The sequence below is a fragment of the Pseudomonas sp. 3B-A001-10F genome (assembly GCF_056313565.1).
In genome coordinates this window covers 83,890-98,450 of the sequence record NZ_JBQYFW010000016.1, presented here as the reverse complement: position 1 = coordinate 98,450, position 14,561 = coordinate 83,890, and the positions used below count along the sequence as shown (strand labels likewise).

At 58.2% G+C, this 14,561-nt stretch carries 12 protein-coding genes; 1 reads left to right on the top strand and 11 read right to left on the bottom strand.

Annotated features, from left to right (window positions below; translation table 11 throughout):
• Window positions 1-14 precede the first annotated feature (14 nt).
• From folP to rlmE, 3 genes are all read right to left on the bottom strand, one after another.
• Window positions 15-866 (bottom strand): dihydropteroate synthase, encoded by an 852-nt coding sequence (folP, locus tag AC0ZWN_RS16480; RefSeq protein WP_476335770.1) that lies wholly within the window; start codon window positions 864-866, stop codon window positions 15-17.
• 8 nt (window positions 867-874) lie between these two features.
• Window positions 875-2,782, bottom strand: coding sequence for an ATP-dependent zinc metalloprotease FtsH (gene ftsH / locus AC0ZWN_RS16475; RefSeq protein WP_016986501.1), 1,908 nt, complete (start codon window positions 2,780-2,782; stop codon window positions 875-877).
• Window positions 2,783-2,984: 202 nt separating this feature from the next.
• The gene (gene rlmE, locus AC0ZWN_RS16470; protein ID WP_007915237.1) at window positions 2,985-3,614 is read right to left on the bottom strand and encodes a 23S rRNA (uridine(2552)-2'-O)-methyltransferase RlmE; all 630 of its coding nucleotides are present in this window, start codon (window positions 3,612-3,614) and stop codon (window positions 2,985-2,987) included.
• A gap of 101 nt (window positions 3,615-3,715) precedes the next feature.
• Here rlmE and AC0ZWN_RS16465 point away from each other — a divergent pair, with 101 nt between their 5' ends.
• Complete coding sequence (locus AC0ZWN_RS16465; RefSeq protein ID WP_003221534.1) at window positions 3,716-4,024, top strand: YhbY family RNA-binding protein; 309 nt, start codon at window positions 3,716-3,718, stop codon at window positions 4,022-4,024.
• 9 nt (window positions 4,025-4,033) lie between these two features.
• Here the strand turns inward: AC0ZWN_RS16465 and AC0ZWN_RS16460 are convergent, their stop codons facing one another.
• From AC0ZWN_RS16460 to grpE, 8 genes are all read right to left on the bottom strand, one after another.
• Window positions 4,034-4,438, bottom strand: a complete 405-nt coding sequence (locus AC0ZWN_RS16460; protein WP_095049710.1) for an MFS transporter — start codon at window positions 4,436-4,438, stop codon at window positions 4,034-4,036.
• A 28-nt stretch (window positions 4,439-4,466) separates the two neighbouring features.
• A complete protein-coding gene (greA, locus tag AC0ZWN_RS16455) occupies window positions 4,467-4,943 on the bottom strand; it encodes a transcription elongation factor GreA (RefSeq protein WP_003221530.1) in 477 nt (158 codons plus the stop codon).
• Complete coding sequence (gene carB / locus AC0ZWN_RS16450; RefSeq protein WP_007915231.1) at window positions 4,940-8,161, bottom strand: carbamoyl-phosphate synthase large subunit; 3,222 nt, start codon at window positions 8,159-8,161, stop codon at window positions 4,940-4,942. Before carB ends, greA begins: the two co-directional genes overlap by 4 nt.
• Before the next feature lie 125 nt (window positions 8,162-8,286).
• A complete protein-coding gene (gene carA / locus AC0ZWN_RS16445) occupies window positions 8,287-9,423 on the bottom strand; it encodes a glutamine-hydrolyzing carbamoyl-phosphate synthase small subunit (RefSeq protein ID WP_476335768.1) in 1,137 nt (378 codons plus the stop codon).
• 257 nt (window positions 9,424-9,680) lie between these two features.
• Window positions 9,681-10,487 (bottom strand): 4-hydroxy-tetrahydrodipicolinate reductase, encoded by an 807-nt coding sequence (gene dapB, locus AC0ZWN_RS16440; RefSeq protein WP_476335766.1) that lies wholly within the window; start codon window positions 10,485-10,487, stop codon window positions 9,681-9,683.
• Window positions 10,488-10,496: 9 nt separating this feature from the next.
• Entirely contained in the window at window positions 10,497-11,621 is a 1,125-nt protein-coding gene (dnaJ, locus tag AC0ZWN_RS16435; protein ID WP_476335765.1) for a molecular chaperone DnaJ, read from the bottom strand.
• A 297-nt stretch (window positions 11,622-11,918) separates the two neighbouring features.
• The gene (dnaK, locus tag AC0ZWN_RS16430) at window positions 11,919-13,835 is read right to left on the bottom strand and encodes a molecular chaperone DnaK (RefSeq protein ID WP_007915221.1); all 1,917 of its coding nucleotides are present in this window, start codon (window positions 13,833-13,835) and stop codon (window positions 11,919-11,921) included.
• A 102-nt stretch (window positions 13,836-13,937) separates the two neighbouring features.
• On the bottom strand, window positions 13,938-14,504 hold the full coding sequence (gene grpE / locus AC0ZWN_RS16425) for a nucleotide exchange factor GrpE (RefSeq protein ID WP_007915219.1): 567 nt from the start codon (window positions 14,502-14,504) through the stop codon (window positions 13,938-13,940).
• Window positions 14,505-14,561 lie beyond the last annotated feature (57 nt).

The following is a 14,561-nucleotide window of genomic DNA, read 5'->3' as shown; positions in this document are numbered from 1 at the left end:
GTGCTCCATCATTCTTATTCGGCTGATTCCACGGCCGCGATCATGCGCACCACGTCTACCGTTTCCGCTACATCATGGACGCGCAATATACGCGCCCCCTTCACCGATGCCAGCGCCGCCAGTGCCAGACCACCATGCAGCCGTTCGCCGACAGGACGATTCAAGGCCTGCCCGATCATGCTTTTTCGGGAAACTCCGACAAGCAAAGGCCTGCCCAGGGCATGGAAGGCTTCCATGTGCTTGAACAAGCTTAGGTTGTGCTGCAGGGTTTTGGCGAAACCGAAACCCGGGTCAAGAATGATCCGCTCCTCAGGAATACCGGCCGCCGCACACTGCGCCATGCGCTCGGCTAGAAAATCACCGACTTCGCGCGTGACATCCTGATACTGCGGATTGTCCTGCATGTCTCCAGGCTCACCGAGCATATGCATGAGACACACCGGCAAACCCGTAGCCGCCGCCGCATCCAGCGCGCCATCGCGCCGCAGTGACCGCACATCGTTGATCAACCCGGCACCCAATCGTGCGGTTTCGCGCATAACGGCTGGCGTAGAAGTGTCCACCGAAATGATCACATCCAACTCGCGATTGATCAGCTCGACGATCGGCGCCACACGCTCAAGCTCTTCGAGCGGTGACACCGCGCGCGCGCCTGGGCGAGTGGACTCGCCACCGACATCAATCAGCGTCGCACCCGCTGCAACCATAGCCTCGGCGTGGCGCAAAGCCGCATCGAGCTGGCTGTATTGGCCGCCGTCGGAGAAAGAATCAGGGGTGACATTGAGAATACCCATGACATGCGTCTGGGCCAAATCAAGAACCCGGTTGCCGCAAGGCAACCGGGTCAGGGACTGTACAGAAGTCATTTCAAACCTTAAACGTCAGCAGCCGGACCGCCAATCGGTGTTTCCGGACGCTCGTCACGAACCACCGGAGGTGGTGGTGTACCAGTGCCCCCCGACCAATCACGAGGCTCGCGTGGTGTACGACCCGCCATGATGTCGTCGATCTGTTCAGCGTCGATCGTTTCATACTTCATCAACGCATCAGCCATGGCATCAAGCTTGTCACGGTTGTCCGTGAGAATCTGTTTGGCCGTGCCGTAGCACTGATCAATGATGCTGCGCACTTCGGAGTCGATCAGCTTGGCTGTCTCACCAGAGAAGCTGGCAGCCTGACCGCCACCGCCGCGACCGAGGAACACTTCACCCTCTTCTTCGGCGTACATCAACGGACCGAGTTTTTCCGACAGGCCCCACTTGGTGACCATGTTCCGCGCAATCTGACTGGCACGCATAATGTCGTTGGAAGCGCCGGTGGTCACACCGTCGAAACCGAGGGTCATTTCCTCAGCGATACGGCCACCGTACAGCGAGCAGATCTGGCTGATCAGCGCACGCTTGGACAGACTGTAACGATCTTCTTCCGGCAGGAACATTGTCACACCCAGCGCACGACCGCGCGGAATGATCGATACCTTGTAGACCGGATCATGCTCAGGCACGACGCGACCGACAATGGCGTGGCCAGCTTCGTGATAAGCGGTGTTCTGCTTCTCTTTCTCGGACATGACCATGGATTTGCGCTCGGCGCCCATCATGATCTTGTCTTTGGCCAGTTCGAACTCTTTCATTTCGACGATGCGCTTGCCGCTACGTGCAGCGAACAAAGACGCTTCGTTGACCAGGTTAGCCAGGTCAGCACCGGAGAAGCCCGGAGTACCACGCGCGATAACGGCCGGAGCGACGTCGTCACCCATTGGCACTTTGCGCATGTGTACTTTGAGGATTTGCTCACGACCACGGATATCTGGCAGACCAACGACAACCTGACGGTCGAAACGGCCCGGACGCAGCAGCGCAGGGTCGAGGACGTCTGGGCGGTTGGTTGCAGCGATAACAATGATGCCATCGTTCATTTCGAAGCCGTCCATCTCAACCAGCAACTGGTTGAGGGTCTGCTCACGCTCATCGTGACCGCCACCCATGCCGGCGCCACGATGGCGACCGACGGCGTCGATTTCGTCGATGAAGATGATGCAAGGAGCGTGCTTCTTGGCCTGCTCGAACATGTCGCGAACACGGCTGGCACCGACACCGACGAACATCTCGACGAAGTCAGAACCGGAAATGGTGAAGAACGGAACCTTGGCTTCGCCGGCAATCGCCTTGGCCAGCAAGGTTTTACCGGTACCCGGAGGACCGACCATCAGCACACCGCGAGGAATACGACCGCCCAGGCGCTGGAACTTGCCCGGGTCACGGAGGAATTCAACCAGCTCGCCGACTTCTTCCTTGGCTTCGTCGCAACCGGCAACGTCAGCCAGAGTGGTTTTCACCTGATCTTCGGAGAGCAGGCGCGCCTTGCTCTTGCCGAAGCTCATCGGTCCGCCCTTGCCGCCGGCACCGCCCTGCATCTGGCGCATGAAGAACATGAACACCGCGATGATCACCAGGATCGGGAAGCTGGCTACCAGCAATTGGGTCCAGATGCTTTGCTGCTCAGGCTGCTTGCCTTCAACCACAACATGGTTGTCGACCAGGTCGCCGATCAGGCCATTGTCCTGGATTGCCGGACGAATGGTCTTGAAGCTATCGCCATCATTGCGCTTGCCGGTAATCACATAACCATCAACGGCTACGCGCTCGACCTTGCCATCCTTGACCTGCTGGATGAAGTCGGAATAGTTGAGGGTCTGCGGCTCGTTAGGGCTGGAGAAGTTGTTCATCACCGTCACCAGGACAGCCGCGATGATCAACCACAGGATCAGATTCTTTGCCATATCGTTCAATTAACTACCCTCTGAAGCAAGCTCCGCTACTGGCGCGCGCTTCGCATGATATTCACCGGCCTAACTTACTACATTACCTACAACTCTGGCAGGCGCCGTCTGTAACCCTTTGTGAAACACTTTCTACACAATATTCGCTTATGCACGCGGAGCGAAATACGAAAAACCTATCACCCCACCAAAAAACCTCGTTTTACTCGCTACGACCGCGGTAGCCCCAAGCCAACATGTATTGCTCACGGGAACTGCCACGGGAAGAGTCTGGCTTGATCATCTGAATCTTGTCGAATTTCTTCCGAGCATCCTTCAGGTAAACATCAAACCCTTCGCCCTGAAAAATCTTGATCACAAAATTTCCACCCGGCTTGAGGATCCGTTCCGCCAGATCAAGCGCCAACTCGCAAAGGAACATGGCTTTCGGCATATCCACTTCAGGCGTACCACTCATATTGGGGGCCATATCGGAAATCACAAGGTCCACCTGCGAATTACCCACGGCTTCTAGAATCCGCCCGAGCACTTCATCCTCGGTGAAATCGCCCTGAATGAAAGTCACGTCCGGAATGCTGTCCATTTCCAGGATGTCCGAGGCGATCAGACGTCCCTGACCACCGATCAGCCGGCTAGTCACCTGCGACCAGCCACCGGGCGCAGCACCCAGGTCGACAACGCTCATACCGGGACGGATCAGCTTGTATTTCTCCTGGATCTCCAGAAGTTTGTAGCTCGCACGCGAGCGGTAGCCATCCTTCTGTGCTTGCTTCACATAGGGATCGTTGACATGTCGTTTCAGCCAACCAAGGCTTGTCTTGGAACGCGCCATTGGGCACCTCGATGATTAGGGTCGTGATTAATTGGGCGGATCCACGAGCCCTCGGGTAAAATGGCCGCCATTTTACAGAATCCAGACGAAAGGGTCAGATTATGCCGCTCACTCCAGAGCAGAAGAAACAGTACAAATCCATTGGCCACCACCTGAAACCGGTTTTGACGGTGGCTGACAACGGTTTGACTGAAGGTGTTTTAGCCGAACTTGAACGCGCTTTGGCGGACCACGAGCTGATCAAGATCAAGCTCAACATCCTAGATCGCGAGTCGCGCCTGGCGCATATCGCAGAACTGTGCAAGGTCGGCAAAGCGGACCTGGTACAGGTCATCGGCAAGATGGCACTGGTTTACCGCAAGAACTTCAGCGTCAACAAGCAGCTGTCGAACGTTCATCGCTTCAAGTGATGACAAGGGTCAAGGGTGTGCTTCGCGCACCCTGCCACTCCATCCCGGCACCGGCTGCATCACCAGCACCAGCCCGGAAAAGCCCAGAACCAGATAACTGAAGACCTGCCAGCGCTGCGCATCCGGCCAGCCGACACGCACTGCGACAAACATCGCACACGCATACAACGCCATCAGCAACACCTGCCCGCGAAAATCCCGCCATAGACTGGCAAGACCCTCAGCTTGAACCAGCACCAGCGCCTGAAAGATCACGCATGCGGCGGCGAATCCCACCACTAGCACTTCGAATGCACTGGCCACCTCATCGATCAGCAGCGGTGCCAGGCCAATCTTGCCCAACGCCGGCTGCAAACCGAGATGAATCAGCCATAGACCGCCAACCCAAAGCATCTGGGTCAGCTGCCAAAGCATGGCGCCCGCATGCAGCGGGCGCCCTTTTTCAGATGTGACGGACTTCGACAATCTCGTACTCGATCACGCCGCTTGGCGTTTTCACGGCGACCACATCGCCCTCTTCCTTGCCAATCAAGGCACGGGCCAAAGGCGAGCCGACCGAAATCTTGCCAAGTTTGAAGTCAGCCTCATCCTCACCCACGATGTGGTAAGTGACGCTTTCGTCAGTCTCGACGTTGGCGATTTCGACGGTGGTACCGAAAATCACTTTGCCAGTGTGCGGAATGGTCGTGACATCGATGATGACCTGATTCTGAATCCGGCCTTCGATATCACGAATCCGCGCCTCGACCATGCCTTGCTGTTCGCGGGCAGCATGGTATTCAGCGTTTTCCTTCAAGTCACCCAACTCGCGAGCCGTACCAATGTCCTGGCTGAGCTTCGGACGGACGACCTTGGTCAGGTGAGCGTGTTCTTCTTCCAGGGCTTTGGCGCCCTGGACGGTCATTGGGTATTTGATCATGCCTTCAATCCTGCGTGTAGATCCTGCAAGCGGCGCACGGTTTTTTCAGGACCGAACTTCAGCGCTTCACAGATAGCTTCGCCAGCAGCAATAGTGGTTGTGCAGTAAATCTTGTGCTGCAAGGCATTACGACGAATGGAGTACGAATCAGCGATCGACTGACGACCTTCAGTGGTGTTGATGATCAGGGTGACTTCGTCATTCTTGATCATGTCGACCACGTGCGGACGACCCTCAGTCACTTTGTTCACACGGCGCACTTTCAGACCTGCGGCTTCGATCAGCTTGGCAGTGCCGGCAGTGGCTACCACTTCGAAGCCCAAGTTGATCAGATCGCGGGCCACGCCTGCAACCAGTGGCTTGTCGTCGTCACGCACGCTGATGAATGCTGTACCGCCGGTCGGCAGCACTTCGCTGGCGCCCATCTGGGCTTTGGCGAATGCTTCACCGAAGGTGTCGCCGACGCCCATCACTTCACCGGTCGACTTCATCTCTGGGCCGAGAATCGGGTCAACGCCAGGGAACTTGGCGAACGGGAACACCGCCTCTTTCACGCTATAGAAGTTCGGGATGATTTCTTTGGTGAAGCCGATTTCTTTCAGGGTCTTACCGGCCATCACGCGGGCAGCGATCATCGCCAGGGAGACACCGATGCACTTCGATACGAACGGTACGGTACGGGAAGCGCGCGGGTTGACTTCGATGACGTAGATGTCTTCGCCTTGCAGCGCCAACTGCACGTTCATCAGGCCGACAACGCCCAGTTCCAGAGCCATTTTCTTGACCTGTTCGCGCATCTCGTCCTGGATGTGCGCCGGCAGCGAGTACGGCGGCAGCGAGCACGCGGAGTCACCGGAGTGAACGCCAGCCTGTTCGATGTGCTGCATGATCGCGCCGATCACCACGTCTTTGCCGTCACAGACCGCATCCACGTCCATTTCGATGGCGCAGTTGAGGAAGTGGTCGAGCAGCACAGGGCTGTCGTTGGACACTTGCACCGCGTCACGCAGGTAACGCTTGAGCTCGTCTTCCTTGTAAACGATTTCCATCGCACGGCCGCCCAGTACATAGGACGGGCGCACCACCAGCGGGTAACCGATTTTCGCGGCGGCACGAACAGCTTCGTCTTCGCTGCGCACAGTGGCGTTTGGCGGCTGACGCAGGTTCAGGCGCTCAACCATTTGCTGGAAACGCTCGCGGTCTTCAGCGCGGTCGATGGCGTCCGGGCTGGTGCCGATGATCGGCACGCCAGCGGCTTCCAGGGCACGAGCCAGTTTCAGCGGAGTCTGACCGCCGTACTGGACGATCACGCCTTTCGGCTTCTCGACGCGGCAGATTTCCAGCACGTCTTCCAGAGTTACCGGTTCGAAGTACAGACGGTCGGAAGTGTCGTAGTCGGTGGAAACGGTTTCCGGGTTGCAGTTGACCATGATGGTTTCGTAGCCGTCTTCGCGCAGGGCGAGAGCAGCGTGAACGCAGCAGTAGTCGAACTCGATGCCCTGGCCGATACGGTTCGGACCACCGCCCAGAATCATGATCTTGTCGCGACCCGACGGCGCAGCTTCGCACTCTTCCTCGTAGGTGGAGTAGAGGTAAGCGGTGTCAGTGGCGAACTCGGCGGCGCAGGTGTCAACGCGCTTGTAGACCGGGAACACTTCCAGCTTCTGGCGATGAGTGCGCAGGTTCTTCTCGGTCACGCCCAACAGTTTGGCCAGACGCTGATCGGAGAAGCCTTTACGCTTGAGCTTGAACATCAGGTCGCGGTCGATAGCGGACAGACCGAGGGTCTTGACCTTCTCTTCTTCCTTGATCAGATCTTCGATCTGCACCAGGAACCACGGGTCGATCATGTTCATGCCGAAGATGTCTTCGACCGACAGGCCAGCGCGGAAAGCATCCGCCACGTACCAGATACGCTCGGCGCCCGGCACGGTCAGTTCGCGCTTGAGCACGCTCATGCTTTCCGGGTTGCTCAGGTCGAGCTTCTCGTCCAGACCGCAAACGCCGACTTCCAGACCGCGAAGGGCTTTCTGCAGGGATTCCTGGAAGGTACGGCCGATGGCCATGACTTCACCAACCGACTTCATTTGCGTGGTCAGGCGTGCGTCAGCCTTGGCGAATTTCTCGAAGGCGAAACGTGGCAGCTTGGTGACGACGTAGTCGATCGACGGTTCGAAGGACGCCGGGGTCTTGCCGCCGGTGATGTCGTTCGACAGTTCGTCGAGGGTGTAACCCACAGCCAGTTTGGCCGCGACTTTGGCGATCGGGAAACCGGTGGCTTTCGAAGCCAGTGCCGAGGAACGCGATACGCGCGGGTTCATTTCGATCACGACCATGCGGCCAGTGTTCGGGCAGATACCGAATTGCACGTTGGAACCGCCAGTCTCGACGCCGATCTCACGCAGTACCGCCAGCGAGGCGTTACGCAGGATCTGGTATTCCTTGTCGGTCAGGGTTTGTGCTGGAGCCACGGTGATCGAGTCACCGGTGTGCACGCCCATCGGGTCGAAGTTTTCGATCGAGCAGACGATGATGCAGTTGTCCTTTTTGTCGCGGACAACTTCCATTTCATATTCTTTCCAGCCGATCAGCGATTCGTCGATCAGCAGCTCTTTGGTCGGCGACAGGTCCAGACCACGGGCGCAGATTTCTTCGAACTCTTCACGGTTGTACGCGATACCGCCACCGGTGCCGCCCATGGTGAAGGACGGACGGATGATGCACGGGAAACCCAGGGTTTCGAGAACCGCGTTGGCTTCTTCCATGCTGTGGGCGATACCGGAACGCGGGCACGCCAGGCCGATGGACTTCATCGCCTTGTCGAAACGCGAACGGTCTTCAGCCTTGTCGATGGTGTCAGCGTTGGCGCCGATCATTTCTACGCCGAACTTCTCCAGAACGCCTTCGCGCTCCAGATCCAGGGCGCAGTTCAGAGCAGTCTGGCCGCCCATGGTTGGCAGCACGGCGTCCGGGCGTTCTTTTTCGATGATCTTGGCAACGGTCTGCCACTTGATCGGCTCGATGTAGGTCGCGTCGGCCATGTCCGGGTCGGTCATGATGGTGGCCGGGTTGGAGTTCACCAGGATGACGCGGTAACCCTCTTCGCGCAGGGCTTTACAGGCCTGCGCGCCGGAGTAGTCGAATTCGCAGGCCTGGCCGATAACGATCGGGCCAGCGCCGAGAATCAGGATGCTTTTAATGTCTGTACGTTTTGGCATGGGTTTGTCACTCAAATCCGCAGGTCAGTCGGCAAGCCGTCTTGATCGATTTCTGAAGTCTCGAGGGGGCCACCGGTGTCGGGGCCGCCCTCGAGGGCTTCTCTCTACAGTCTCAAGGCGAACGCTTAGCGTCGCTTGGCCATCTCGTTGATGAAGCGGTCGAACAGTGGCGCGACATCGTTCGGGCCCGGGCTCGCTTCAGGGTGGCCCTGGAAGCTGAACGCGCTCTTGTCGGTGCGCTCGATGCCTTGCAGGGTGCCGTCGAACAGCGATTTGTGGATCGCACGCACGTTGACTGGCAGGGTTTCTTCGTCTACCGCGAAACCGTGGTTCTGGCTGGTGATCATCACGACGCCCGTGTCCAGATCCTGCACTGGGTGGTTAGCACCGTGGTGGCCGTGGCCCATTTTCAGGGTCTTGGCGCCGGAGGCCAGAGCCAGCAGTTGGTGACCGAGGCAGATGCCGAATACCGGAATTTCGGTTTCCAGGACTTCCTTGATCGCCTTGATCGCGTAGTCGCATGGCTCCGGATCACCAGGGCCGTTGGACAGGAACACGCCGTCCGGCTTCAGTGCCAGCACATCAGCGGCAGGCGTCTGCGCAGGTACGACGGTGACGCGGCAGCCGCGCTCAACCAGCATGCGCAGGATGTTGACCTTGACGCCGTAGTCGTAGGCAACCACGTGGTAAGGCAGCTCGGAAGCGTCGATGGTCGCGTGGCTGTCGGTTTTCAGATCCCAGACAGTCGAGCGCCACTCGTATTGAGTCTTGGTGCTGACGACTTTCGCCAGATCCATGCCTTTCAGGCCCGGGAAGCCTTGCGCAGCGGCGATGGCCGCTTCTTCGGAGATGTTGTCGCCGGCCATGATGCAGCCGTTCTGTGCGCCTTTTTCACGCAGGATGCGGGTCAGGCGACGGGTGTCGATACCGGCGATTGCCACAACGTTGTTGGCTTTCAGGTAGTCGGACAGGGACATCGTGTTACGCCAGTTGCTCGCTACCAGCGGCAGGTCACGAATGACCAGGCCAGCGGACCAGACGCGGTCGGACTCGGCATCTTCCGGCGTGGTGCCGGTGTTGCCGATGTGCGGGTAAGTCAGGGTAACGATCTGTTGGGCGTAGGAAGGATCGGTAAGGATTTCCTGATAGCCGGTCATTGCGGTGTTGAACACCACCTCACCAACGGTTTGACCGTCGGCACCAATGGCTTCGCCGCGAAAAATGCTGCCATCAGCAAGGGCAAGTATGGCTGGCTTAGTCAAGAAGACCTCCCGTAAATAACGCATGAAAGGGCGATCGCAGGTTGTAAAAAAGCGGAGTGACGTATGGACACGTCACCCCGCTTCTTCACTGAATTATTCTGCGCGCTTTTAGTGGACACACTAAAGCTGTAGCTTACAGAAAAAGGCTTTTTTGGTCCACCGCTAAAGAGCCGAAAAGGCCGGAGAATGCGACAGGTCGTCGCCAAGCGGAGAAAAACCAGCGCAAACAGGGCGTTTGCGCCGGGTTCAGCAGTGTATCAACGCAGGTCGAGCACGTCTTGCATGTCGTACAGACCCGGCTCGCGACCATCCAGCCACATCGCGGCACGCACCGCGCCCTTGGCGAACGTCATACGGCTAGACGCCTTGTGCGTGATCTCCAGGCGCTCACCTTCGCAGGCGAACAACACGGTGTGATCACCGACCACATCACCACCACGCACAGTGGCAAAACCGATGGTTTCACGCTCACGAGCGCCGGTATGACCCTCACGACCGTACACCGCGACTTTCTGTAAATCACGATCAAGCGCACTGGCAATCACTTCACCCATGCGCAACGCCGTACCCGACGGCGCATCGATCTTGTGCCGGTGATGGGCTTCGATGATTTCGATATCCGCATCATCACCCAGCACGCGCGCCGCCATGTCGAGCAGCTTCAGCGACAGATTGACGCCGACACTGAAGTTGGCCGCGAACACGATCGGAATATCTTTGCCCGCGTCGGCCAGCAACTGCTTCTGCGCCGCGTCCAGCCCGGTGGTACCAATGACCATGGCCTTGCCGGCCTTGCGGCAGAACGCGAGGTTTTTCAGCATCACTTCCGGCAGCGTGAAGTCGATCAACACATCGAACTCTTCAGCCACAGCTTCGATATGCCCGGACAGCGGCACACCGATACGCCCCAGCGAGGCCAGCTCCCCCGCATCGACGCCGATCAGCGTGCTGCCAGGACGAACCACCGCGGCGGTCAAACCGGTCAGCGGCGCGCGCTGCTGCACGGCCTCGACCAGAATCTTACCCATGCGCCCAGCAGCGCCCATCACAGCTATACGTCGCATGCCGACTCCTTACAGATCGCCGAAGAAGCGCTTCACGCCGTCGAACCAACCGGTGGTTTTCGGCGAGTGGCTATTGTCGTCGGCCAGCGAGCTGCGGAATTCTTCCAGCAGTTCGCGCTGACGACGATTCAGATTGACCGGAGTTTCGACCGCAACGCGGCACATCAGATCGCCCGCACCGCCGCCACGTACCGGCGCCACGCCTTTACCGCGTACGCGGAACTGCTTGCCGGTCTGGGTGCCTTCAGGGATTTTCAGTTTGACGCGACCGTCGAGGGTCGGAATTTCCAGCTCGCCGCCCAGCGCCGCATCAACGAAGCTGATCGGCACTTCGCAGAACAGATGCTTGCCATCGCGCTGGAAGATGTCGTGCTCGCGGACATTGATAACCACATACAGGTCGCCCGTCGGGCCGCCCTGCGTACCCGCTTCGCCTTCGCCGGACAGACGAATGCGGTCACCGGTATCGACGCCGGCCGGCACTTTGACCGACAGGGTTTTGTACTCTTCAACGCGACCGTCACCGTGGCAGGAATCGCACGGATCGGAAATGATCTTGCCCTGACCATGGCAACGCGGGCAGGTTTGCTGCACCGAGAAGAAGCCCTGCTGCATGCGCACCTGACCGATGCCGCCGCAGGTCGGGCAGGTCGATGGCGACGAGCCTTTCTTGGCACCCGAACCGTCGCACGGCTTGCAGTTGACCAGTGTCGGAACACGGATATTCACCGACGTGCCGCGCACTGCTTCTTCCAGATTCAGTTCCAGGGTGTAGCGCAAGTCGCTGCCACGCTGAGCGCCGCCACGGGAACCGCCGCGACCGCCACCGAAGAAATCACTGAAGACATCACCGAAGATGTCCGAGAAGTTCTGACCGCCGAAACCGGCGCCACCGCCACCCATGCTCGGGTCGACGCCGGCATGACCATACTGGTCGTACGCCGCACGCTTGCTCGAGTCGGACAGTACTTCGTAGGCCTCATTGGCCTCCTTGAACATATCTTCCGACGCTTTGTCACCGGGATTACGGTCCGGGTGGTGTTTCATCGCCAGGCGGCGATAGGCCTTCTTCAGCTCCGCCTCGCTTGAGCCGCGCTCAACACCCAACACTTCGTAATAGTCACGCTTTGCCATAAGTCTTCTGCACTCTTGAGGACGTTCGGCAAACCCCTCCTGAGGATGGCCAAACTCGTTGAGCCCCAATACAGGCCCGGACCCAACTCACGTCAATTCAACGATCCTGGTCTTTGTTTCTTGCGGTACTTGCGGCGCGAAAAGCAGGAGCATTCCCGGCCATACCGCCAACATCCGAACCTTGTCGCATGCTGTAAAAATTCGCGTATTCCAGATACGCCAACGCGGGAGCTAGCTCCCGCGCGGCGACATCCTACCAGTCACTGCCTAAAGGCAGTCAACCGGCCGACCAACAACTTACTTGTGGTCTTTGACTTCTTCGAACTCTGCATCGACAACGTCGTCAGCCTTCTCAGCCGATTCGCCTTGCGGGGCTGCGCCATCAGCTGGCTGCGCCTGTTCGGCGTACATCTTCTGAGCAACCGGAGCGGAGACTTTCGACAGCTCTTCAACCTTGGCTTCGATAGCGGCCTTGTCGTCGCCTTTGACAGCGGCTTCCAGAGCAACCACAGCAGCCTCGATCGCAGTCTTCTCTTCGGCGGTGACTTTGTCGCCCGCATCAGCAATCATTTTGCGCGTCGAGTGAACCAGTGCGTCACCCTGGTTACGGGCAGCGGCCAGCTCTTCGAACTTGCGGTCTTCCTCAGCGTTGGCTTCGGCGTCACGCACCATGCGCTCGATTTCTTCGTCGGACAGACCGGAGTTGGCCTTGATCACGATCGACTGGGTCTTGCCGGTGGCCTTGTCTTTCGCACCAACGTGCAGGATGCCGTTAGCGTCGATGTCGAAGGTCACTTCGATCTGCGGCACGCCACGTGGAGCAGGTGGAATGTCGGCCAGGTCGAACTTGCCCAGGGACTTGTTCTGAGTGGCTTGCTTACGCTCGCCCTGCAGAACGTGAATGGTCACAGCGCCCTGGTTGTCGTCAGCAGTCGAGAACACTTGCGATTTCTTGGTAGGAATCGTGGTGTTTTTCTCGATCAGCGCGGTCATCACGCCACCCATGGTTTCGATACCCAGGGTCAGCGGGCTGACGTCGAGCAGCAGAACGTCTTTCACGTCACCAGCCAGAACAGCGCCCTGAATCGCAGCACCCATGGCAACAGCTTCGTCCGGGTTAACGTCTTTACGAGCTTCTTTACCGAAGAAATCGGTAACCAGCTTCTGTACCAGCGGCATACGGGTCTGACCACCGACCAGAATCACGTCGTTGATCGCGCCAACGTCCAGACCGGCGTCTTTCATGGCGATGCGGCAAGGTTCGATGGTGCGCTGAACCAGGTCTTCAACCAGTGCTTCGAGCTTGGCACGCGAGATCTTCACGTTCAGGTGCTTAGGACCGGTCGCGTCTGCAGTGATGTACGGCAGGTTGACGTCGGTCGACTGAGCGGACGACAGTTCGATCTTGGCTTTCTCAGCGGCTTCTTTCAGGCGCTGCATGGCCAGCGGGTCACCTTTGAGGTTCATGCCGCTTTCTTTCTTGAATTCGTCAACGAGGTAGTCGATCAGACGAATGTCGAAGTCTTCACCGCCGAGGAACGTGTCACCGTTGGTGGCCAGAACTTCGAACTGGTGCTCGCCATCAACTTCAGCGATCTCGATCACGGAAACGTCGAAAGTACCGCCACCCAGGTCATAAACGATCACGGTGTGATCGCCCTTGGCCTTGTCCATACCGTAAGCCAGAGCAGCTGCGGTCGGTTCGTTGATGATGCGTTTTACGTCCAGACCAGCGATGCGGCCGGCGTCTTTGGTCGCCTGACGCTGGCTGTCGTTGAAGTAGGCCGGAACGGTGATCACCGCTTCGGTCACGGTCTCGCCGAGGTAGTCTTCGGCGGTCTTCTTCATCTTCTTCAGAATTTCAGCCGAGATTTGTGGCGGTGCCATTTTCTGGCCGTTCACTTCAACCCAGGCGTCGTTGTTGTCAGCCTTGACGATCTTGTAAGGGACCATCTGGATGTCTTTCTGCACAACTTCTTCGTCGAAACGACGACCGATCAGACGCTTCACCGCGTACAGAGTGTTGTGCGGGTTGGTCACAGCCTGACGCTTGGCCGACTGACCTACCAGAATTTCGCCATCGTTGGCGTAAGCGATGATCGACGGCGTGGTACGCGCGCCTTCAGCGTTTTCAATAACTTTTGCTTTGCCGTTTTCCAGCACGGAGACGCAGGAGTTGGTAGTCCCCAGGTCGATACCGATAATTTTGCCCATGTTAACTCTCCCGAAACTTTGGATTTTTTTGCCGCAGCAGTGGTGGCTGACTGCGGTAATACTTAAACGCTTGACTTCTAAATGGGGGCCTTGCGGCTAATTTCAAGCCTTCTCGTCAATCGAAGGCGAAATTGGCGCAGGCGCCTTGCTGACCACAACCATGGCCGGACGCAGCAGGCGACCGTTGAGCTGGTAGCCCTTCTGGAACACCTTCAGAACGCTGTTCGGTTCTACGTCGGCGCTTTCTTGCATGGCCATCGCCTGATGCTGAACGGCGTTGAACGGTTCGCCGTGCGGATCGATCGCTTCCAGCTGATAACGCTTGAGGGTGTCATGGAACATTTTCAGCGTCAGCTCGATGCCTTCGCGCATCGGACGAATGCTTTCGTCGTCCGGGTTCGACAGCTCGAGGCCGCGCTCCAGGCTGTCGACGATCGGCAATAGGTCGCCAGCGAATTTTTCCAGGGCAAACTTGTGCGCCTTCTCGACGTCCTGCTCGGCACGGCGACGGACGTTCTGCAGATCGGCAGCAACACGCAGAGATTGATCCTGCGCGGCGGCCAATTGCTCTTCGAGCACTTGTACACGGGTCGCCAGGTCATCACCCGAACCTTCGGGCGCCTGATTGGCTTCTGGGTTTTGCGTATCTACTGTCTGTTCGTCAGCCATAGAATTCTCCTTTCAATTTCGTCCGCGAGCCTGACTCGCGCTTCTGCCCCGATATAT